Here is a 21,912-nt window from a genome sequence, read left to right as displayed (position 1 = left end):
CTGGCATCGGACGGTGGCGGGGCAGACGGCGCACCGTCGATCACCGGGGATGCGTCTCCACCGGGCTGGGCGATCGCGGGCGTGGCCGCCTGCGCGGCACGGCCCGCGTCCACGGCCTCATCGGCCTGCGCTGGCACCGGCACGGCCGGTGTGGGGGCGGCTTCCTGGTCGTCCTCATCGCCGTATTCCGTGTGGAACGATTGCGCATCCAGCCCCTGTTCGCACAGCCAGCGCACTAGCACCGCCACGCTGCCATGGGTCACGAAAACGCGTTCGGCCCCGGTGGCCCCGATCGCCCGCTGCAGGCCGGGCCAGTCCGCATGGTCCGACATCACGAACCCGCGGTCCACGCCCCGGCGGCGGCGCGTGCCGCGCAACTGCATCCAGCCGCTGGCGAATGCATCGGCATGGCGGGCGAAGCGGCGCATCCACGGCGTGCCCTGGGCGGACGGTGGGGCCAGAACCAGCGCGGTCTTGAGCATTTGGGCATCCACCCCCGGGTCGGTCACGCGAAAGGTGGGCGGCAGGTCCACGCCGGCCGCGCGGTACACGGCGTTGAGCGGCTCCACTGCGCCATGCACCACGATCGGCCCGATGCTGCGATCCACGCCGTGCAGGATGCGCTGCGCCTTGCCGAAGGCATAGCACAGCAGCACCGAAGGCCGGCCCTGCGCGGCATTGGCGCGCCACCAGGCATCGATGTCGGCGAACAGCACCGGCTGCGTGGGCCAGCGGTAGATGGGCAGGCCGAAAGTGGATTCGGTGATGAAGGTGTCGCAGCGCACCGGCTCGAACGGGGTGCAGGTGCCGTCGGCCTCGGTCTTGTAGTCGCCCGAGGCGACCCACACCCGCCCGCCGTGCTCCAGCCGCACCTGGGCGGAGCCGAGCACATGGCCGGCGGGGTGCAGCGACAGGCGCACGCCGTGGTGTTCGATGGCCTCGCCATAGGCCAGCGTCTGCAAGGCGATGTCGGCGCCCAGCCGGGCCCGCAGGACGCCCTCGCTGTCGGTATGGGCGAGGTAATGGGCGTGGCCCACGCGCGCATGGTCCGAATGGCCGTGCGTGATGACCGCCCGCTCCACCGGCCGCCAGGGGTCGATGTAGAAATCGCCCGCGGTGCAGTACAGGCCTTCGGGGCGCGCGACGATCAGATCGACGTCACCGCGCGCCATGTCCGGTGTCTTTCGCGAAAGGGGAGAAGCGCCTACGGGCGACCTGTCTGACCCCGTCGCCCAATGCGCCGTGCGTAGAAGGAAGTGCTGTGTGCGCTTGCATGCCGAATGCTATCGCCCACCCCTCTTTCGCCCGGGTGCGGAACGCCGCATGCCCGTGTCAGCCGGCGCCTACCGTGCTGACGGCGCGCCCCGGCCGCCCGCCCCGAGCCCGCCTGCACGGCCCTTTTTGCCTCATTCATCGCGGCCATGAAAAAAGCCGCCAGAGGGCGGCTTTGTCGCAGACGGCAGGCAGGCCGTCGTTCGGTCAGCGCTTTTGGCGGAACTTGCGCAGCGCAGCGATCTGCGCGGCCATCACGGCCAGTTCCGATTGCGCCTTGGCCAGGTCGAGTTCGCTCTTGGCGTTCTTGACGGCTTCTTCGGCCGCGGCCTTGGCCTGATTGGCCTTCTCGTCATCCAGGTCCTTGCCGCGCACCGCGGTATCGGACAGCACCGTCACGCGGTGGGGCTGCACTTCCAGAATGCCACCGGCCACGAAGACGAACTCTTCGCCGCCATCGGCCATCTCGATGCGCACCGAGCCGGGCTTGATGCGGGTGATCAGCGGGGTGTGGCGGGGGTAGATGCCCAGTTCACCGGCTTCGCCGGGCAGAGCGACGAACCGCGCTTCGCCGGAGAAGATGGACTCTTCGGCGCTGACGACATCGACGTGAATGGTGTTCATGGGGTTCCTTCCAAAAGTCGGGAAAGCTGGAGATCGGCAGTCTGTCCGGTCAGCGCGCCGCAGGTGCCTGGAAGCACCCGCACGGCACGCTCACCCATGGCAGGCCGCCGATCGCGCCGCCTTACGCGACCTTCTTGGCCTTTTCGAAGGCTTCGTCGATCGTGCCGACCATGTAGAACGCCTGCTCGGGCAGGTGATCGCACTCGCCGGCCACGATCATCTTGAAACCACGGATGGTTTCGGACAGGGGCACGTACTTGCCGGGCGAGCCCGTGAACACTTCGGCCACGTGGAACGGCTGCGACAGGAAACGCTGGATCTTCCGGGCGCGGGCCACGGCCAGCTTGTCCTCGGGAGCCAGTTCGTCCATGCCCAGAATGGCGATGATGTCGCGCAGTTCCTTGTAGCGCTGCAGCGTGCCTTGCACACCGCGGGCCACCGCATAGTGCTCTTCGCCCACGACTTGCGGGTCGAGCTGGCGGCTGGTGGAGTCCAGCGGGTCCACGGCAGGGTAGATCCCCAAGGAAGCGATGTCACGCGACAGCACCACGGTGGAGTCCAAGTGGGCGAACGTCGTGGCGGGCGATGGGTCGGTCAAGTCATCCGCTGGCACGTACACGGCCTGGATGGAGGTGATCGAGCCCACTTTGGTGGACGTGATGCGCTCTTGCAGGCGGCCCATTTCTTCGGCCAGCGTGGGCTGGTAGCCCACGGCGGAAGGCATGCGGCCCAGCAGTGCGGACACTTCGGTACCGGCCAGCGTGTAGCGGTAGATGTTGTCCACGAAGAACAGCACGTCGCGGCCTTCGTCGCGGAACGACTCGGCGATCGTCAGACCGGTCAGCGCGACACGCAGGCGGTTGCCTGGGGGCTCGTTCATCTGGCCGTAGACCATGGCCACCTTGGACTCTTCGAGCTTCTCGAGATTCACCACGCCGGAATCGGCCATCTCGTGATAGAAGTCGTTCCCTTCACGGGTCCGCTCGCCCACCCCTGCGAACACCGACAGACCGCTGTGGGCCTTGGCGATGTTGTTGATGAGTTCCATCATGTTCACGGTCTTGCCCACGCCGGCGCCGCCGAACAGGCCCACCTTGCCGCCCTTGGCGAACGGGCACACCAGGTCGATCACCTTGATGCCGGTTTCCAGCAGCTCCTGCGAAGGCGACAGTTCGTCGTACGCGGGAGCCTTGCGGTGGATGGAGGCCGTGAGGTCCTGGCTGACCGGACCGCGCTCGTCGATGGGCGCGCCCAGCACGTCCATGATGCGGCCCAGGGTCGCCTTGCCCACGGGCACGGTGATGGGGTTGCCGGTGTTGGTCACCAAGATGCCGCGGCGCAGGCCATCGGACGAGCCCAGGGCGATGGTGCGCACAATGCCGTCGCCCAGCTGCTGCTGCACTTCCAGCGTCAGGGTGGAACCGTCGAGCTTCAGGGCGTCGTAAATCTTGGGCATCTGGTCGCGCGGGAACTCCACGTCCACCACGGCGCCGATACATTGAACAATCTTGCCTTGCACTTGAGCCATTTTTTGCTCCAAATAAATGTGGGTTGAGCTGTCTGTTTACACAGCAGCAGCGCCGGACACGATTTCCGAAAGCTCTTTCGTGATCGCTGCCTGGCGCGTTTTTGTTGTAGACCAGCTTCAACTCGCCGATGACGCTGCCTGCGTTGTCGGTGGCAGCCTTCATGGCCACCATGCGCGCGGACTGCTCGGAGGCCATGTTTTCTGCCACGGCCTGGTAGATCAGGGATTCGACATAGCGCAGCAGCAGCTCGTCGATGACGCTCTGCGCATCGGGCTCATAGATGTAGTCCCAGCCGTGCTCCGTCTTCTCCGCTTCCATCTGCGAGGAAGACAGGGGGAGCAGACGCTCCACCACCGACTCCTGCCGCATGGTGTTGATGAACTTGGTGTACCCCAGGTACACCGCGTTGATCTTGCCTTCGGCATAAGCGTCGAGCAGCACCTTCACGGGGCCGATCAGCTTGTCCAGATGCGGGGTGTCGCCCAGACCGGTGACATGCGAAACCACCTTGGCACCGACGCGGTTCAGGAAACCCAGGCCCTTGTTGCCAATGGCCACGGCCTCGGTGGACACGCCAGCAGACTGCAACTCGCGCAGCTTGGTGGTCACGGCACGCAACACGTTGGTGTTCATGCCGCCACACAGGCCCTTGTCGGTCGTCACCACGATGACACCGGCCACCTTGGCATCGTTTTCCTTCATGAAAGGATGAACGTACTCCGGATTGGCCTTGCCGAGGTTGGCGGCGATGTTGCGGATCTTCTCGCTGTAAGGACGGGCCGAGCGCATCCGCTCTTGCGCCTTGCGCATCTTGGACGCGGCCACCATTTCCATGGCCTTGGTGATCTTCTTGGTGTTTTCCACCGATTTGATCTTGCCGCGTATTTCCTTGCCTGCTGCCATGATGATTCCTCGTTCGGTTTAGGCGAACGACTTCTTGAACGCGCCGATGGCGGCGGTCAATTCGGCTTCAGCGTCCTTGTCCATGGCCTTCGCCTGTTCCAGCTTGGCCAGCAGAGGGCCGTGGCTGGACTTCAGGAACTGGTGCAGGCCGTGTTCGAACTCGAGCACCTTCTTGACTTCGATGTCGTCCATGAAGCCCTTGTTCACCGCGAACAGCGTCGCACCCATCAACGAGATGGGCAGCGGGCTGTACTGGGCTTGCTTGAGCAGTTCGGTCACGCGGGCACCGCGGTCCAGCTGCTTGCGGGTGGCTTCGTCCAGGTCGGAAGCGAACTGCGCGAACGCAGCCAGTTCCCGGTACTGGGCCAGGTCGGTACGGATACCGCCGGACAGGCTCTTGATGATCTTGGTCTGGGCCGCACCACCGACGCGCGACACGGAAATACCGGCGTTGATAGCGGGGCGGATACCGGCGTTGAACAGGCTGGTTTCCAGGAAGATCTGGCCGTCCGTGATCGAGATCACGTTGGTCGGAACGAAGGCGGACACGTCGCCGGCCTGCGTTTCGATGATCGGCAGTGCGGTCAGCGAACCGGTCTTGCCCTTGACTTCACCCTTGGTGAAGGCTTCGACGTAGTCGGCGTTCACGCGGGCGGCACGCTCCAGCAGGCGGCTGTGGAGATAGAACACGTCGCCGGGGTAGGCTTCGCGGCCTGGCGGGCGGCGCAGGAGCAGCGAAACCTGGCGGTAGGCCACGGCTTGCTTGGACAGGTCGTCATAGACGATCAGCGCGTCTTCGCCGCGGTCGCGGAAGTACTCGCCCATCGTGCAGCCGGAGTAGGCCGACACGTATTGCATGGCGGCGGACTCGGAAGCCGAAGCGGCCACCACGATCGTGTATTCCATCGCGCCGGCCTGCTCCAGCGAGCGCACGACGTTCTTGATGGACGATGCCTTCTGGCCAATGGCGACGTAGATACACGTCACGCCCTGGCCCTTCTGGGCAATGATGGCGTCGATGGCGACGGCCGTCTTGCCGGTCTGGCGGTCACCGATGATCAGCTCGCGCTGGCCACGGCCCACGGGCACCATGGAGTCGATGGACTTCAGGCCGGTCTGCAGGGGCTGGTCCACCGATTTACGGGCGATCACGCCCGGAGCGACCTTTTCGATCACGTCGGTGAGCTTGGCGTTGATGGGACCCTTGCCGTCGATCGGCTGGCCCAGCGCGTTCACCACGCGGCCCACGAGTTCGGGGCCCACGGGCACTTCCAGAATGCGGCCCGTGCACTTGACGGTGTCGCCTTCGGAGATGTGCTCGTACTCGCCCAGAATCACGGCACCGACGGAGTCGCGCTCGAGGTTCAGCGCCAGGCCGTAGGAAGGCGCACCGTCCTTGTTGGCGGGGAACTCCAGCATTTCGCCCTGCATCACGTCGGACAGGCCGTGCACGCGCACGATACCGTCGGACACGGACACCACGGTGCCCTGGTTGCGGATGTCGCTGCTGGCTGCCAGACCTTCGATGCGGCTCTTGATCAGTTCAGAAATTTCTGCGGGATTGAGTTGCATGACTCTTTCCTTCTTTCTTTGGTTAGCCGAGACCTCAAGCCGCTTACGCAGTGAGGGCCGCTTTCATTTGTTCCAGACGGGCTTTGACGGAGGTGTCGAGCACCTCGTCTCCCACGACTACGCGAACGCCGCCGATCAGGGATTCGTCCACCTGTACCGAGACATTCAGCTTGCGGCCGAAGCGCTTTTCAAGCACCGCGTCCAGGCCGGCCAACGCGGCGGCGTCCAGCGCAAAAGCACTGAATACCACGGCATCGGAAGAGCCGTTGCGCCGATTCACCAGCGCGCGGAACTGGGCCGCCACCTCGGGAAGCGCGTCCACACGGCCGTTCTCGATGATGACACGCAGGAAGTTGCGGGCTGCCTCGGGCAGCGCGCCACGAACCACGCCCGTGATGACGTCGAACACCTGTTCGGAGGTCACCTTGGGGTTGTCCGCCAGTTGGCGCAGCTGAGGATTGGCGGCAATCGCCGCCACTTCTTCCACCCAGGCCACGGTGCCGTTCAGGTCGGCACCCGGCTGGGACGTGCTGGCCTTGAACAGGGCTTCCGCGTAAGGGCGGGCAATGGTGGCGAGTTCTGCCATGTGCGCGCTCCTTACAGCTCGGTCTTCAGGCGGTTCAGCAGGTCGGCGTGGACGCCAGCATTGACTTCCTTGCGGAGAATCTGCTCGGCGCCCTTGACGGCCAGCGCAGCGACCTGCTCGCGCAGGGCTTCACGGGCCTGGATCGACTGCTGCTCGGCATCTGCGCGGGCAGCGGCGACGATCTTGTTGCCTTCCTCGGTCGCACGGGCCTTGGCCTCGTCGATGATGGCCTGAGCGCGGCGCTCGGCGTCCGCAATACGCGATGCCGTTTCGTTGCGCGTCTGGGCCAGTTCCTTCTCGACGCGCTGGTTCACAGCGGTCAATTCGGATTTGGCACGGTCGGCGGCAGCGAGGCCATCGGCGATTTTCTGGGCTCGCTCGTCCAGTGCCTTCGCGATCGGGGGCCACACGAACTTCATCGTGAACAGCACCAGGATCAGAAAGACGATGGCCTGAACGAACAGGGTCGCGTTGATACTCACGGCAACACCTTTCTAGTTGGGCGTTGAACGGAGCTTAGGCCAGGACGAAGGGGTTGGCGAAAGCGAACAGCAGAGCGATGGCCACGCCGATCAGGAAGGCGGCGTCGATCAGACCGGCCAAGATGAACATCTTGGTTTGCAGTTCATTGATCAGCTCAGGCTGGCGAGCGGACGCTTCGAGGTACTTGCCACCCATCAGTGCGATGCCGATCGAAGCGCCGATAGCGCCGAGACCCACGATCAGACCACAAGCCAGAGCGACGAGACCGAGAACGTTTTCCATGATGACTCCTAGGATGAAAAGAAAGGAAGGTTGAAAAAGAAAGGGAAAGGATCAGTGAGCTTCATGCGCCTGGCCGAGATAGATCAGCGCAAGCATCATGAAAATGAAGGCCTGCAGGGTGATCACCAGGATGTGGAAGATCGCCCAGATCGAGCCTGCAATGATGTGCCCCAGAGGGAGCAACACACCGGAAAGCGACATGGCAGCAGCACCGCCCATTAGGGCAATCAGCATGAACACCAACTCACCAGCGTACATGTTGCCGAACAGCCGCATGCCATGCGACACGGTCTTGGCAATGTATTCAATGATCTGCATGAGCAGATTGACCACGCCCAGGATCAGGGCGAAGACGGGATTCTTGCTGGTGCCGAACGGCGCGGTGACCAGCTCATGCGCCCAGCCGCCCATGCCCTTGATCTTCACGCTGTAGTACAGGCAAAGCACCAGCACTGCGAACGACAGACCGAGGGTGGTGGAGAGATCGGCGGTGGGCACCACGCGCAGGTAGGCATGGTGCGGATCATGGCCGGCGGCACCGTAGATCTGGGCCCAGATCGCGGGCAGCAGATCGACCGGCAGCATGTCCATGGCATTCATCAGGAAGATCCAGACGAACACGGTCAGCGCCAGGGGAGCGATGAACTTGCGGCTTTCGGCGTTGTGGATGTTGGCCTTGGCCTGGTTGTCCACCATCTCGACCAGGATCTCCACTGCAGCCTGGAAGCGACCCGGCACGCCGGAGGTGGCCGTGCGGGCGGCACGCCAGAAGACAAAAAGTGCGATGAAACCGAGAACCAAACCCACGATCACGGAATCGAAGTTCACCACGGAGAAATCGACAATGGACTTCTGCTTGATGTTCTGGAGATGCTGCAAGTGGTGAACGATGTATTCACTGGCAGTCGGTGCATGCGCTTCTGCGGCCATCGGACAACTCTTCTATCAATATCAATCGGTTTTTCGGACACCGGGCCGCACCATGAGGGCGATCCAGTACGTTTTCATCGTCACTACCATGCCGGCCAGCAATGCCAGCCAACTCAGCCCCGGAACCAGCCGGGGCGCCGCCGCCAGCATGGCAACGGTCATTGCAATCTTGACCAACTCCCACCCGAACAGGCCAGCCATCGCACCTCCCGCGGAAATTTGATGCCGGGCCATGCCCCGCGCGAACAAGGCCGCGGGAATCACCACCGCCAGTGCGCCATACCCCGTGGACCAAGCCACAGTGGGCTTGCCGGAAACCAGCCATGCCACCAGGGCAGCCAGTGCTCCGAAGAACGCCTGACCCCAGACGATTCGCCACACGGAGATCCGCGGATGCCGGAGGCGCCACTGCGCAGCCTCTTCGGCTGACAGGGGCTTGAAGTCGGAATCTTCAGCCTCAGTTTCGTGGTCGGGAGCGTTTGTTTTCATTGAGGAATGACGCCCACTTTACAGACCGAAACTTTCACAAAGCCCCTGATTATAAGTAAAAACCACTTTCATCCGGCAATGACCTCTCAGGCCGGTATGAAAGTGTGCGCACGCGCGCTCCGTTGTGGTGACCGGCCAACGTGAACCGCCCTATCGCGGTGCAGACTTCGGCCGAAAGATTGCCGGCCCCGAACCCGTTCAAAATGGCACAAAGCCCGCCGTTTATAGACCATCGCCATGACACAGCCCCCTTCCGTGCTCCCATCAGACGTCCCGTCCGCGACCGATCCCCGCAAGGATTCGCTCATCGAGTACCCCTCGTCGTTCCCCATCAAGGTCATGGGCCAGAAAGTGGATGGATTCGTCCACGCGGTGACGGAACTGGCGCACCGCTTCGACCCGACCTTCGACGCGTCGACCATCGAACTGCGCGACAGCCGCGCCGGCAACTACCTAGGCGTCACCATCACGATCACAGCCACCAGCCGCGAACAACTCGATGACCTGTACCGGGCGCTGTCCTCGCATCCGATGGTCAAGGTGGTGCTCTAAATCCCATGGAGATTCGCCACCTGGGCCTCGTGGACTATCGGGAGACGCTGCAGGGCATGCAGGCTTTCACGCAGGAGCGTACGTCCCAGACTCCCGATGCGCTGTGGATCTGCCAGCACCCGCCCCTCTACACGCAGGGGCTGGCCGGCAAGGCCGACCATGTGCTGGCCTCTGGCGACATTCCCATCGTCGCCACCAATCGGGGCGGGCAGGTGACTTTCCATGGCCCGGGGCAGGTCGTGGCCTATCCGTTGCTGGATCTGCAGCGCGCCGGTTATTTCGTCAAGGAATACGTCTACCGCATCGAGGAAGCGGTGATCCGGACGCTGGCCCATTTCGGCATCACCGGGCACCGCGTGGGCGGGGCCCCGGGCATCTACGTGCGCCTGGATGACCCGGGAGGCCATGCCCAACTGCCACAGCGGCCACGCAAGGCCGAGGGTCTGCCAGCCACGCAAGCCCATGACGCCCCTGACTTCACCGGGCTGGGCAAGATTGCCGCATTGGGCATCAAGGTGTCGCGCCATTGCACCTACCACGGCGTGGCACTCAACGTGGACATGGACCTGGAACCCTTCTCGCGCATCAACCCTTGTGGCTACGCAGGGTTGCAAACGGTGGACCTTTCTACAATCGGGGTCCACACCACCTGGGAAGAAGCCGCCGAAGTGCTGAGCCAGCAGCTCGCCATTCGCCTGGCCCCCTGACCACTACCCTGCCATGAGCACTCCTGAAGTCGTGCGCGAAGCGCAAACCACCGCTGCCTACAACCCGCTGGCCAAGCAGAAGGCAGCCGCCAAGCTGTCGCGCATTCCGATCAAGGTCGAGCAAGGCGAAGTGCTCAAGAAGCCCGAGTGGATCCGGGTGAAGGCGGGCAGCCCCACCACGCGCTTCTACGAGATCAAGGACATCCTGCGCGAGAACAAGCTGCACACGGTGTGCGAGGAAGCCAGTTGCCCCAACATTGGCGAATGCTTCGGCAAGGGAACGGCCACGTTCATGATCATGGGCGACAAGTGCACGCGCCGCTGCCCGTTCTGCGACGTGGGGCATGGCCGGCCCGACCCGCTGGACAAGGACGAGCCGCTGAACCTGGCCAAGACCATCGCACAGCTGCGGCTGAAGTACGTTGTGATCACCAGTGTGGACCGCGACGATCTGCGCGATGGCGGCAGCGGGCACTTCGTGGAGTGCATCCAGCACATCCGCACGCTCTCCCCCAACACCCAGATCGAGATCCTCGTGCCAGACTTCCGCGGACGGGATGACCGCGCGCTGGAGATCCTCAAGGCCGCGCCACCCGACGTGATGAACCACAACCTGGAGACGGCGCCACGCCTGTACAAGGAAGCCCGGCCCGGCAGCGACTACCAGTTCAGCCTGAACCTGCTCAAGAAATTCAAGGCACTGCACCCTGGTGTTCCGACCAAGAGCGGCATCATGGTGGGCCTGGGCGAGACGGACGAGGAGATCCTCCAGGTCATGGCCGACATGCGCGCGCATGACATCGACATGCTGACCATCGGCCAGTACCTCTCGCCCTCCAACAGCCATCTGCCGGTGCGCCGCTATGTGCACCCGGACACGTTCAAGATGTTTGAGGAAAAGGCCTACGAAATGGGTTTCAGCCACGCGGCGGTGGGTGCGATGGTTCGCTCCAGCTACCACGCAGACCAGCAGGCGCACGCGGCCGGCGTGTAGCCCGGGCCGGGTTGCCGCAGGGAAGAACGGTAGGCCCCTCCCGGTCGAACCCTGCAAATCAGGACGTTGCGGGCGGTTCTGTGGTCGATGCACTGACGGTGAAGCCGATGCGCGTGACCTGCGCCGTGCAGCTGGCAAAGGTTTTTCCGCCGTGCATTCGCGCAATGGCGTCCACGATGGCCAATCCCAGGCCGTGATGCTGGTCCGAACCATCGCGTGCCGATGCTGCCCGGAAAAAGCGTTCGAACAGCCTGCTGAGCGCCTCTGGCGCAATACCAAGTCCCTGATTTTCAACGGCGATCTCCGCGCCGTCGCGCCATGGTCGGATGGCCACAACAATGGTGGAGTCCTTCGCCGCATAGCGGATGGCATTGCCCAACAGGTTGGACAGGGCACGGCGCACCAGCGGCACGTCCACCGCGGCGGTGGCGTCGCCCACAACAGTGGCCCGCAATCCAGCCTCCTCCAGCGAGGCTTCATGGAACTCCAGCACGGCGCAGGCTTGCTCTGCAAGGCGGGCCGGCTGCCGTGAGCGCAAGGACTCTCCACGATCGGCCCGCGACAGAAACAACATGTCGGCCACGATGCCCGAGAGCCGCCGGATCTCTTCCAGGTTCGACACCAACAGCGACTGCATGTCCTGGGCGGAGCGGGGGCGGGCCAGCTCGACCTCCGCCGAGGCAATGAGGTTCGCCAGGGGCGTGCGCAACTCGTGGGCCACATCGGCATTGAAGGCCTTGGACTGCGAATAGGCCTGTTCGACCCGGGCCATGAGCGCATTGAATTGCGCGATCCAGGGGCGAAGCTCCTGGGCAAATTCGAGGGGATCGATGGGTGCACTGGCAGCGTCCGGCGTGATGCGGGCGGTTCGCTCTGCCAACTTGTGCAGCGGCCGAAGGCCATGGCGCACGAGCAGCATCCCCGTCAGCGAGACCAGCAGCGTGCCCAGCACCACGGCCAAGGCCAGCGTCCCGCCCAGCCGGCGCAGAAGGCGCGCGTCCTGCGTGGTGTCGATGCCAATGCGCACGTTGAAGGGGGAGCCGCTGTCGTGCGGTGCCACCCGGTGATCGGCCCAGACCCATTCGCCCGAAGTGGCCGGGGTAGAACTGAACAACTGCGCGCCATCGCGGCCGATGGACACGCTCACGTTGCCATGGGAGGAAAAATAATCTTCCAGCTTGTGCTGCAAGGACAGCACCCCGCCCCCTTGGCTGCGCTCGTTCAGCAGATGGGATACCAGTCGCGCCTGCTGGTCCAGTTCTTCCTGTGCCTTCTGTCGAAAATTCCACGCCGTGATGACATAGACGGAGACGCAGAGCACGCTGAGGCCAATCAGCGTCTGCAGGGCCAGCCAAACGGACAGCCGACGCTGTATCGATGACGGGAAAGGACTCATGGCGGTTCCCGATCCTCCAAGACGTAACCCATTCCGCGCACCGTGTGCAAGAGCCGTCGCGCAAACGGATCGTCCAGCTTGCTGCGCAGGCGTCGCACGGCCACCTCCACCACATTGGTTTCGCTGTCGAAGTGCATGTCCCACACTTGTTCGGCGAGCGTCGTTCGAGATAGCACGCGCCCCTGGCGGCGCATCAGCAAGGCGAGCAAGGCGAACTCCTTGGCGGTCAGGTCGATCCGCACGCCTTCACGATGGCATTTGCGTGCAACCAGATCAAGCTCCAGGTCGGCCAGCTTCAGCACGGTATGCTCCTGCAGCGGCCCCCTGCGCTGCAGGGCCTGCACCCGCGCCAGCAGTTCGGAGAACGCGAAGGGCTTGACCAGATAGTCGTCGGCGCCCTGCTGCAGACCCCTGACGCGATCCTCGACCTGATCGCGGGCCGTGACCATCAATACGGGCACGTCCTTGCCCTGCCGAATGGCGGCCAGCACGCCGAAACCATCCACCCCGGGCAGCATCACGTCGAGCAGGACGACCGAGTAATCGCCCTGCGTGGCGAGGTACCGGCCCTGGATGCCGTCCCTGGCAATGTCCACTACGTAGCCGTTTTCTTCCAAGCCTTTTTTTGACGTAATCGCCCAGCTTGGGCTCGTCTTCGATGACCAGTATGCGCATCGGGCCATCGTATCGCCCGGGGACCGATTGAAAGATGACGAATTCGTCATCTTGTCGTCGGTGAATCGGCCGACTGGGTTTTTACAGTGACTTCACGCCGGCACAACGTTCGGCTGCATCCCGGTCCGGCGGTTCGGGCCGGATGCCCAACCCAGGAGATTGACCATGACCCGTTCCCCCGCCGTTTTTCTGTTCGCCGCCATGTCGGCTGCATGGGTGCCCTTGAGCGCTTCGGCGGCCAGCACCTTGCACAGCGCGCCCACCGAAGCCGGCTACACCGTGCATCCGCAGCATGCCGCCCAGGCAAAGTCGCGGGCGCAGGTCCTGTCGGAGCTGGCCAACGCCCGCACCGACGGCACCCTGGTGGCCATGCAGTGGGGCCTGGAGGTGCCCCGCAAGGAGGCCAATGCCCCGAGCGCGCTGACACGCGAGCAAGTGCGCCTGGAGGCCGAGCGCGCCGCCAAGGGCAACCTGCTGCGCTATGGCGACCATTGAGCCTGCCTCTGCACCCATGCCAATGCAAGGCGCCTGTCCACCCGGAGACTTTGGGCAATGCCCAGCCCCGTGCCAGGCCCTTGCGGCCCACCGATATACTGCCGCCCGATGCGCCGCTGGCTGATGATCCTTTTGCTTTTCGCGATGCCGTTCCAGCTGAGCTGGGCGGCCGCCGCAGGCTATTGTCAGCACGAAAGCCATGCCAGCGCCTCGCATTTCGGGCACCACGAACACCACCACGTCGCCGCAACCAGTGCGTCGGCACAAGACACCGACACGCCCTCGGACCCCTTGCCGGGAGGTCCGGACAATGATTGCCTGACCTGCCACACCTGCACGGTGCAGCCCCTGGCCCATACCGCCAACGTAGCGGCCACGGCCGGGCCCGCCGCGCGCCCCGCGCCCTTCACCGAGTCCTATCGCTCCCACGTGGGAGGCATTCCCACGCGCCCTGCCTGGCCAGCGCTCGCCTGATTCGGCGAGAGACACGGCACGGCCTTCCCTCTTTGATCACAGCCCTTCGCTGAGAACTCTCGCCGAATTCATCCGCCCGTTGTTGTTGCAACCCAGGAGAATTCGATGCACAGGCATTTTGTGTCGCTGGCCGCCATGGCTTTCGCGGCATTTCCGGTCTTTTCGCACAGCCAGACCACCCCACTTCCCCCCTCGTCCACGGTGCAGCCACGCACCGTGGAATCGTCCGAGCCCTTGAGCCTTGCCACCGCGGTGGCACTGGCATGGCAGAACAATCCCGACCTGTCTGCCGTGGCGCGTGCGCGCGATGCGGCGGATGCTGCCATCCGGCAGGCGGGCGCACGGCCCAATCCTGTGCTGGAGACCACGGTGGAGGACCTGCGGCAGGAACGCCGCACGACGACCGTGCAGATCAGCCAGCCGATCGAGCTGGGCGGCAAGCGAGCCGCCCGCATCACAGCCGCCGAGCGGGCGCGGGACCAGGCCGCCGCCGCCGCCCTGGCACGCCGATCAGAGCTTCGCGCGGGCGTGATCACCGCCTTCTTCGAAGTCCTGGCCGCGCAGGAGCGCGTCCGCCTGGCCCAGGACTCGGTCACGCTGGCACAGCGGGCGGTGCATGCCGCGGCCAACCGGGTGGCTGCCGGCAAGGTCTCGCCACTGGAGGAAACGAAGGCCAAGGTGGCCGAGTCCGGCGTGCAGGTGGAGCGTTTGCAGGCCGAGGGCGCCCTGCGAACCGCAAGGCAGCAACTGGCCGCGCTGTGGGGCAATCCGAAGCCCGCCTTCGCCCATGCCGTGGGACAGCTCGATGCCTTGCCCACCCCACCGTCCAGCCTGGAGATCGAGCAGCGGATGCCTGGCGCACCCTCTTTGGTTCAGGCACGGCTGGAAGTCGATCGGCGCAGTGCGCTGACGGCCCTGGAGCAGGCCAAGCGGGTGCCCGACATCGCAGTGACGCTGGGCAGCAAGCGAAGCCCCGACGTGGGCGGAAACCAGTGGGTGGTGGGCGTGTCCATTCCCCTGCCCATTTTCGACACCAACCAGGGCAACCTGGCCGAAGCGTTGAGCCGCGAGCAGCAGGCACGCGACGAACTGCTGTCCACCGAACTGCGCACGGCCTCCGAAGCGGCGGCGGCATTGGAGACCCTCCATGCGTCGCGCATCGAGGCCGAAACACTGCAGCGCGACGCCCTTCCCGGCGCGGAGAGCGCCTACCAGGCCGCGACCAAAGGGTTCGAACTGGGCAAGTTCAGTTTTCTGGAAGCCCTCGATGCGCAGCGCACGCTGCTGCAGGTGCGCACGCAGACGCTGCGCGCCCTGGCCGCCGCGCACCGCGCCGCCAGCGACCTGGACCGCTTGCTGGGGCATGCCGGCGACGACCTGCCCTCCCCCATTTCATTTGCCCGCTGAAAGACCACCATGAACCAACGACTGAACCCATCGACCGGCAAAGCCGGCAAGCGCCAATGGTGGGTGGTGGCCGCCATCCTGGTGGTCACGCTGATCGCCGGCGCCCTGATCCTGCGGGGCAGCCCCGCCGCCTCCCCGGGCGGCCATGCCGAGGCAGATGGCCATGCGTCCCATGCGGAGGAAACGTCCCATGGCTCCCCCGGTGAGAAAAGCGCCAGCCAGGATGCCCATGCAGAGGAGGAAGCGGCCAAAGGACCGCATGGTGGCCAGCGCTTCACGGAAGACGGCTTCAGCCTTGAGGCAAAAGTGTCGGAAGACGGCGGCACCCCGCATCTCGCAGTCTGGCTTTCCGAGCAAGGCAAGCCGGTGAAAGCGGATGCCGCCCAGTTGTCCGCCACGCTGACGCGACCGGGAGGGGAACGGGAAACGCTGTCGTTCACCGCCGATGGCGAGGGATTGAAGAGCGTACAGGCCATCGAGGAGCCGCATGTGTTCGAGATCGTCCTCTCCATCCAGAAGGATGGCAGTGCACACACCTTCACGCTGCAGCAGGCGGAAGGAAAAATTCCCCTGACGGAGGCGCAGGCCAAGGCCGCCGGCATAGCGATCGACACCGCGGGACCGGCGCGCATCCGTGCCACGCTGCAGTTGCCGGGCGAAATCAAATTCAACGAGGACCGCACGGCCCACGTGGTGCCGCGGCTGGCGGGTGTGGTGGAAAGCGTCTCGGCCCAGCTCGGACAACAGGTCCGCAAGGGGCAGGTGCTGGCCGTGCTGTCGAGCCCGGCGCTGTCGGAGCAGCGCAGCGAGCTGCAGACCGCACAGCGCCGGGCCGAACTGGCCCGGACCACGTACGAGCGCGAGAAGAAGCTGTGGGAGGAAAAAATCGCGCCGGAGCAGGACTACCTGCAGGCGCAGCAGTCTCTGCGCGAAGCGCAGATCGCGGTCGCCAATGCACAGCAGAAGCTCTCTGCCATCGGTGCCATGCCTGCCGCATCGGCCCTGGGCCGCTATGAACTGCGCGCACCCTTCGACGGCATGGTGGTCGAAAAGCACCTGTCGCTGGGCGAATCCGTAAAGGAGGACGCCAATGTCTTCACCCTATCCGACCTGTCCACCGTGTGGGCCGAAATCAGCGTGGCCGCGCAACACTTGCCGTTGGTGCGCGTGGGCGAACGGGTGACCGTGCGCTCCACCGCGTTCGATGCGAAGGCGGAGGGCGAGGTCTCCTATGTCGGCGCCCTGATCGGCGCGCAGACGCGCATGGCCACGGCCCGCGTGGCGGTGGCGAATCCCCAGAAGGTCTGGCGGCCCGGATTGTTCGTGGAGGTCGAATTGGTGTCGTCCGAAGCGACACCGCCGGTCACCGTGCGAACCGATGCGGTGCAGACCGTCGATGACAAGACCGTGGTCTTCATCCGGGCCGAAGGCGGCTTCATTGCCCAGGCGGTGCAACTGGGCCGCACGGATGGCCAGCGGGTCGAGATCGTCAAAGGGTTGGCAGCCGGTACGGCCTATGCCGCGGCAGGCAGCTTCGTCGTGAAATCCCAGCAGGGCAAGAGCTCGGCGTCGCACTCGCACTGAAGGTGGACCATGTTTGAACGTGTCATTCAGTTTTCCATCGCGCAGCGCTGGCTCGTGATGCTGGCCGTGCTCGGCATGGCAGCCCTGGGCCTCTACAGCTACCAAAAGCTGCCCATCGATGCCGTGCCGGACATCACCAACGTCCAGGTGCAGATCAACACCGCAGCGCCCGGCTACTCCCCCCTGGAAGTGGAGCAGCGCGTGAGCTTTCCCGTGGAGACCGTCATGGCGGGGCTGCCCGGGCTGCAGCAGACCCGCTCGCTGTCGCGCTACGGGCTGTCGCAGGTGACCGTGATCTTCCAGGACGGCACCGACATCTACTTCGCGCGGCAACTCGTGAACGAGCGCATCCAGTCGGCCCGCGGCCAGATGCCGGAAGGCGTTCACCCGGTCATCGGCCCCATATCGACAGGCCTGGGGGAAATCTACCTTTGGACGGTGGAAGCCCAGGACGGGGCCCGCAAGCCGGACGGGCAACCCTACACCTCCACGGACCTGCGCGAGATCCAGGACTGGATCATCAAGCCGCAACTGCGCAACGTGCCCGGCGTGACCGAGATCAATTCGATCGGTGGGTATGCCAAGGAGTACCAGATCGCACCCAGCCCCGACAAGCTGCTGGCGCATGGCCTCACGATGGGGGATCTGGTCACCGCGCTCGAACGCAACAACGCGAACGTGGGAGCCGGGTACATCGAGCGCCGCGGTGAGCAGTACCTGATCCGCGCTCCCGGGCAAGTGCAGTCGATGGACGACCTGCGCAACGTCATCCTCGGCAATGCGGGCGGCGCGCCGCTGCGCGTCAGGGATGTGGCCGAGGTCGGGCTGGGCAAGGAACTGCGCACCGGCGCCGCCACCGACAACGGCCGAGAGGTCGTTCTGGGCACGGTGTTCATGCTCATCGGCGAGAACAGCCGCACGGTCTCCCAGGCCGTGGACCGCAAGATGAAGGAGATCAACCGGACCCTGCCCGCCGGCGTGCATGCGGTGACGGTGTACGACCGCACGGTGCTCGTGGACAAAGCCATCGCCACCGTGAAGAAGAACCTCTTCGAGGGCGCGGTGCTGGTGATCGTGATCCTGTTCCTCTTCCTGGGGAACATCCGCGCGGCGTTGATCACGGCCATGGTCATCCCGCTTTCGATGCTGTTCACCTTCACCGGCATGGTGAACCAGAAGGTCAGTGCCAACCTGATGAGCCTGGGTGCGCTGGACTTCGGCATCATCATCGACGGCGCGGTGGTGATCGTGGAGAACTGCGTGCGGCGCCTGGCCCACGCACAGCAGCACAAGGGCCGGCCGCTGACGCGGGCGGAGCGTTTTCACGAGGTGTTCGCTGCGTCGCAGGAAGCACGGCGGCCGCTGCTGTTCGGCCAACTCATCATCATGATCGTGTACCTGCCGATCTTCGCGCTCACGGGGGTGGAGGGCAAGCTGTTCCATCCGATGGCGTTCACGGTGGTCATCGCGCTGGTCGGTGCGATGGTGCTGTCGGTCACCTTCATTCCTGCCGCCGTCGCGCTGTTTATCGGCAAGACGGTGGGCGAGAAGGAAAACCGGCTCATGGGCGGGGCCCGCCGCGCCTACGCGCCGCTGCTGGACCGCGCCATGGGCGCCAAGCCCGTGGTCATCGCATTGGCGCTCGCGGCCGTGCTGCTGTCCGGCCTGCTGGCAACGCGCCTGGGCACCGAGTTCGCGCCCAGCCTGGGCGAGGGCGATTTCGCTATGCAGGCGTTGCGCATTCCCGGCACCAGCCTGTCGCAGTCGGTGGCGATGCAGCAGCAACTGGAGAGCACGCTGAAGGCGAAGTTTCCCGAGATCGAGCGGGTTTTTGCCCGCACCGGAACGGCCGAGATCGCGTCGGACCCGATGCCGCCCAACATCTCGGATGCCTACATCATGCTCAAGCCGCAGGACACTTGGCCTGCACCGGCCCGGTCGCGCGAACAGCTCCTTGCGGCCATCCAGGCCGAGGTGGAGCAACTGCCGGGCAACAACTACGAGTTCTCGCAGCCCATCCAGTTGCGGTTCAATGAACTCATCTCCGGCGTGCGCAGCGATGTGGCGGTGAAGATCTTCGGCGACGACATGGCCGTGCTCGACCAGACCGCCCAGAAGGTCGCCGAAGTGCTCAACCGAATCGATGGGGCCACCGAGGTCAAGGTGGAGCAGACGAGCGGCCTGCCGGTGCTGACGGTGAACATCGACCGCGCCAAGACCGCCCGCTACGGACTGAATGTGGGCGATGTCCAGGAGGCCGTGTCGATTGCCGTGGGCGGGCGCGAGGCCGGCACCCTTTTCGAAGGCGACCGGCGCTTCGGCATCCTCGTGCGGCTGCCCGAGCACATCCGGACCGACCTGGAGGCCATCCAGCGGCTGCCGGTCGCACTGCCTCGCAGCGGCGACGCCGCAGACGCCCGCGCCCGCTTCATCCCGCTGAGCGAAGTGGCCACGCTGCAGTTGGCACCGGGCCCCAACCAGGTCAGCCGGGAGGACGGAAAACGCCGCATCGTCGTGAGTGCCAACGTGCGGGGCCGGGACCTGGGCTCCTTCGTGGCCGAAGCGGAACAGGCCATGCAGGCGGTCCAGATCCCGGCGGGCTACTGGACCGCGTGGGGCGGCCAGTATGAAAACCTGCAGTCGGCCACCCAACGCCTGCAGGTGGTCGTGCCGGTCGCGCTGCTGCTGGTCTTCACGCTGCTGTTCGCCATGTTCGGCAATGTGAAGGACGGGCTGGTCGTGTTCACCGGCATCCCGTTCGCCCTCACCGGCGGCATCGTGGCACTGTGGCTGCGCGACATCCCGATTTCGATCTCGGCCGCGGTCGGATTCATCGCGCTGTCGGGCGTCGCCGTGCTGAACGGGCTGGTGATGATCTCCTTCATCCGCGGCCTGCGCGAAGGCGGCATGCCGCTGGACGCCGCCATCCGGGAGGGGGCGCTCACCCGATTGCGGCCCGTGCTCATGACGGCGCTGGTGGCATCGCTGGGCTTCGTTCCCATGGCCATTGCCACCGGCACCGGAGCGGAGGTGCAGCGGCCGCTGGCGACGGTGGTCATCGGCGGCATCCTGTCCTCGACCGCGCTCACGCTGCTGGTGCTGCCGCTGCTGTACCGGATCGTGCACCGGCGCAGCGAAGAAGAGGTTGCCCAAGCCGCCGCCCACTTGCCGTCTGCGGCCTGAGCACGCCCGCCTGCCGGCCTCTGCGGGCCGGCGGGCCTCGCTCAGTTCACCGTCAGCTTGCCGGGGCCTGCGTTGGACAGCACTTTCGCCTTGACGCTCGAGGCGGCGTCCAGGGTGTATCCGCCCGCATAAGGAATGGTCCAGCCCGCCGCAGCAAAGCCGCATTGGGCTGCGAGACCGAGCGCAGCGCCGTTGAGCAGCGACCCGGTATCGCGGATGGCGCCCGTCTTGGAAGCCGCACCAGGGTTCTTCACCACATCGGCGCAGGTGGCCGCGCCGGGCACTTCGAACACGTTGTTCTCCGAGAGGATCTGCGCCTTGTAGCCCACGCCCAGGCTGTAGTTGTGCTTGTAGGGCGCGTCCGATTTGCTGCCGGTGTAGTAGTTGTTGTACACGTGGACCCTGCCGTAGCGCACGCGAGGCGCGCGCTCCACGACCTGGCTGTAGAGGTTGTGGTGGAAGGTCACCGTGAGATGGCCCTCCTCGTCGGTGCTGCTGTCCGAGGCGCCCACCAGATGGGTTTTGTCGTGCCGGTCGAACACGTTGTTGGACACCGTCACGTAGTCGCTCGCGTGGATCACGTCCAGCGCACCGTCGTGGCATTGCTGGGGCTGGCCCTTTTCGATGGGTGCCTGATCGTCGGTGACGGGCGCATCGGTGAACCGGTTGTGGTCCACCCAGATGCGTTGCGAACTGTAGATCGTGACCGCATCGAAGTCGGAGTTCCACCGCCCCTCGCCGCTGCTCCAGACCGGCGACAGATCGCAGGGAGCGACGATGGTCAGATTGCGCAGGATGACGTTGGAAATCCGCTTCATCAGGATCGAGGCGTTGACGATCCGGGCATCGCTTCCGGCCCCGATCAACGTGGTGTTGCTCGGAATCGTGATGAGGTTGCGCGCAGCCTGATCGGCCCGGCTGGTGAAAGGCCCTCCGTTGTCCGCGGCGGCCATGTCGATGGTGCCATACACCACGATGATTTTCGGTTGGGCACCGCCCGCGCTGAGCGCGGCATTCAACTGGGATGGCGAACTGACCTTGCTCAGGTACTTCGCCGTGGCGCCCGCGCCGCCCGTGGTGCCGCCGCCCTGGCTGGCCCAGCCGTCGGGCGGTGCCGTGTCGGTGGTGTTGTCGGCATGTGCCGCGCCGGAAAGCGCGGCGATCAAGAGCGCAGCGAGAGAGCGTTGAATCACGATGGAGTCCTTTAGATCGGAAAAACAGAGCGCCACGAACCCCGGCCCCTCTGGCGCGGGGACGGCCATTCACCCGTGACTGTGGCAACGTGCAGCACTGTCTCCGTCGCACCGACCCGAAGCACCTGCCGGACAGGCGAACTCAGCCCATGGATACGGGGCTCACACCGCGAGCCGATACCCCACGCCGGTCTCGGTCAACAGATGGCGGGGCTGGGCCGGGTCGGCCTCCAGCTTCTGGCGCAGGTGGCCCATGTAGATGCGCAGGTAGTGGTTCTGGTCCGAACGCATGGGCCCCATACCTCGCGCAGCAGCTGCCGCTGCGTGATCACGCGGCCCGCATTGGCCACCAGCACGGACAGCATGCGGTACTCGGTGGGCGTGAGGTGCACCTCGGCATGGCCGCGCCGAACCACCCGGGCGTTCCGGTCCACCTCGATGTCGCCGAAGCGGAACACGGGCTCCTCGGCCACCGGGGTGAGCCCGTTGCCGCTGGCGGCGCGCGGGCGGCGCAGGTTGGCGCGCACACGCGCCAGCAGTTCGCCGGTGCCGAACGGCTTGGTGAGGTAGTCGTCGGCGCCC

19 protein-coding genes and 3 pseudogenes are annotated in these 21,912 nt (G+C 65.2%); 8 read left to right on the top strand and 14 right to left on the bottom strand.

Going from position 1 to position 21,912, the window contains the following annotated elements; all coding sequences use genetic code 11:
- From AC27IQ_RS08220 to AC27IQ_RS08175, 10 genes and pseudogenes are all read right to left on the bottom strand, one after another.
- Positions 1–1,172, bottom strand: a 1,172-nt coding sequence (locus AC27IQ_RS08220) for a ligase-associated DNA damage response exonuclease (protein WP_487089162.1), incomplete at its 3' end; no start/stop codon positions are given.
- Between the two features lie 307 nt (positions 1,173–1,479).
- Complete coding sequence (locus tag AC27IQ_RS08215) at positions 1,480–1,896, bottom strand: F0F1 ATP synthase subunit epsilon (RefSeq protein ID WP_092745245.1); 417 nt, start codon at positions 1,894–1,896, stop codon at positions 1,480–1,482.
- Between the two features lie 121 nt (positions 1,897–2,017).
- A complete protein-coding gene (atpD, locus tag AC27IQ_RS08210) occupies positions 2,018–3,424 on the bottom strand; it encodes a F0F1 ATP synthase subunit beta (protein ID WP_284430978.1) in 1,407 nt (468 codons plus the stop codon).
- 36 nt (positions 3,425–3,460) lie between these two features.
- Positions 3,461–4,328: pseudogene (atpG, locus tag AC27IQ_RS08205) on the bottom strand (F0F1 ATP synthase subunit gamma).
- An 18-nt stretch (positions 4,329–4,346) separates the two neighbouring features.
- Positions 4,347–5,900 (bottom strand): F0F1 ATP synthase subunit alpha, encoded by a 1,554-nt coding sequence (gene atpA, locus AC27IQ_RS08200; protein WP_272565775.1) that lies wholly within the window; start codon positions 5,898–5,900, stop codon positions 4,347–4,349.
- A gap of 43 nt (positions 5,901–5,943) precedes the next feature.
- Positions 5,944–6,486, bottom strand: a complete 543-nt coding sequence (locus AC27IQ_RS08195) for a F0F1 ATP synthase subunit delta (protein ID WP_272565778.1) — start codon at positions 6,484–6,486, stop codon at positions 5,944–5,946.
- Positions 6,487–6,497: 11 nt separating this feature from the next.
- Positions 6,498–6,968 carry a F0F1 ATP synthase subunit B gene (locus AC27IQ_RS08190; protein WP_272565779.1) on the bottom strand — a complete coding sequence of 157 codons (471 nt, stop codon included), beginning with the start codon at positions 6,966–6,968 and terminating at the stop codon, positions 6,498–6,500.
- Positions 6,969–7,002: 34 nt separating this feature from the next.
- On the bottom strand, positions 7,003–7,251 hold the full coding sequence (atpE, locus tag AC27IQ_RS08185; protein ID WP_092745139.1) for a F0F1 ATP synthase subunit C: 249 nt from the start codon (positions 7,249–7,251) through the stop codon (positions 7,003–7,005).
- Between the two features lie 51 nt (positions 7,252–7,302).
- A complete protein-coding gene (gene atpB, locus AC27IQ_RS08180) occupies positions 7,303–8,181 on the bottom strand; it encodes a F0F1 ATP synthase subunit A (RefSeq protein WP_487089161.1) in 879 nt (292 codons plus the stop codon).
- Positions 8,182–8,202: 21 nt separating this feature from the next.
- On the bottom strand, positions 8,203–8,670 hold the full coding sequence (locus AC27IQ_RS08175; protein WP_487089160.1) for an ATP synthase subunit I: 468 nt from the start codon (positions 8,668–8,670) through the stop codon (positions 8,203–8,205).
- 237 nt (positions 8,671–8,907) lie between these two features.
- Here AC27IQ_RS08175 and AC27IQ_RS08170 point away from each other — a divergent pair, with 237 nt between their 5' ends.
- From AC27IQ_RS08170 to lipA, 3 genes are read left to right on the top strand one after another with little or no spacing between them, the layout of a single operon-like run.
- On the top strand, positions 8,908–9,222 hold the full coding sequence (locus AC27IQ_RS08170; RefSeq protein WP_317353625.1) for a YbeD family protein: 315 nt from the start codon (positions 8,908–8,910) through the stop codon (positions 9,220–9,222).
- A gap of 5 nt (positions 9,223–9,227) precedes the next feature.
- The gene (gene lipB, locus AC27IQ_RS08165; RefSeq protein WP_284430975.1) at positions 9,228–9,929 is read left to right on the top strand and encodes a lipoyl(octanoyl) transferase LipB; all 702 of its coding nucleotides are present in this window, start codon (positions 9,228–9,230) and stop codon (positions 9,927–9,929) included.
- A gap of 13 nt (positions 9,930–9,942) precedes the next feature.
- Complete coding sequence (lipA, locus tag AC27IQ_RS08160; protein ID WP_284430974.1) at positions 9,943–10,923, top strand: lipoyl synthase; 981 nt, start codon at positions 9,943–9,945, stop codon at positions 10,921–10,923.
- 58 nt (positions 10,924–10,981) lie between these two features.
- Here the strand turns inward: lipA and AC27IQ_RS08155 are convergent, their stop codons facing one another.
- Together AC27IQ_RS08155 and AC27IQ_RS08150 are read right to left on the bottom strand one after the other, a co-directional pair.
- Positions 10,982–12,319 (bottom strand): heavy metal sensor histidine kinase, encoded by a 1,338-nt coding sequence (locus AC27IQ_RS08155; protein WP_487089159.1) that lies wholly within the window; start codon positions 12,317–12,319, stop codon positions 10,982–10,984.
- A pseudogene (locus AC27IQ_RS08150) lies at positions 12,316–12,994 on the bottom strand (heavy metal response regulator transcription factor). Before AC27IQ_RS08150 ends, AC27IQ_RS08155 begins: the two are co-directional and overlap by 4 nt.
- A gap of 165 nt (positions 12,995–13,159) precedes the next feature.
- On the opposite strand from AC27IQ_RS08150, the gene AC27IQ_RS08145 reads away from it, so the two are divergent.
- The 5 genes from AC27IQ_RS08145 (at position 13,160) to AC27IQ_RS08125 (ending at position 20,137) form a co-directional block, all read left to right on the top strand.
- The gene (locus tag AC27IQ_RS08145; RefSeq protein WP_487089158.1) at positions 13,160–13,489 is read left to right on the top strand and encodes a DUF4148 domain-containing protein; all 330 of its coding nucleotides are present in this window, start codon (positions 13,160–13,162) and stop codon (positions 13,487–13,489) included.
- Positions 13,490–13,597: 108 nt separating this feature from the next.
- Complete coding sequence (gene czcI, locus AC27IQ_RS08140; RefSeq protein WP_487089157.1) at positions 13,598–13,963, top strand: cation efflux protein, CzcI family; 366 nt, start codon at positions 13,598–13,600, stop codon at positions 13,961–13,963.
- 105 nt (positions 13,964–14,068) lie between these two features.
- Positions 14,069–15,370: a TolC family protein gene (locus tag AC27IQ_RS08135; protein WP_487089156.1), complete on the top strand. Its 1,302-nt coding sequence runs from the start codon at positions 14,069–14,071 to the stop codon at positions 15,368–15,370.
- Between the two features lie 9 nt (positions 15,371–15,379).
- A complete protein-coding gene (locus AC27IQ_RS08130) occupies positions 15,380–16,954 on the top strand; it encodes an efflux RND transporter periplasmic adaptor subunit (protein ID WP_487089155.1) in 1,575 nt (524 codons plus the stop codon).
- Between the two features lie 9 nt (positions 16,955–16,963).
- Entirely contained in the window at positions 16,964–20,137 is a 3,174-nt protein-coding gene (locus AC27IQ_RS08125; RefSeq protein ID WP_487089154.1) for a CusA/CzcA family heavy metal efflux RND transporter, read from the top strand.
- Positions 20,138–20,178: 41 nt separating this feature from the next.
- On the opposite strand, the gene AC27IQ_RS08120 is transcribed toward AC27IQ_RS08125, so the two are convergent.
- Together AC27IQ_RS08120 and AC27IQ_RS08115 are read right to left on the bottom strand one after the other, a co-directional pair.
- The gene (locus tag AC27IQ_RS08120) at positions 20,179–21,330 is read right to left on the bottom strand and encodes a pectate lyase family protein (RefSeq protein ID WP_487089153.1); all 1,152 of its coding nucleotides are present in this window, start codon (positions 21,328–21,330) and stop codon (positions 20,179–20,181) included.
- A gap of 162 nt (positions 21,331–21,492) precedes the next feature.
- A pseudogene (locus tag AC27IQ_RS08115) lies at positions 21,493–21,912 on the bottom strand (winged helix-turn-helix domain-containing protein); the annotation flags it as partial.

The organism is Acidovorax sp. KPB24-07 (genome assembly GCF_057543315.1).
The sequence above is the reverse complement of the archived record's forward strand: the minus strand, read 5'-3'. Positions and strand labels throughout refer to the sequence as shown.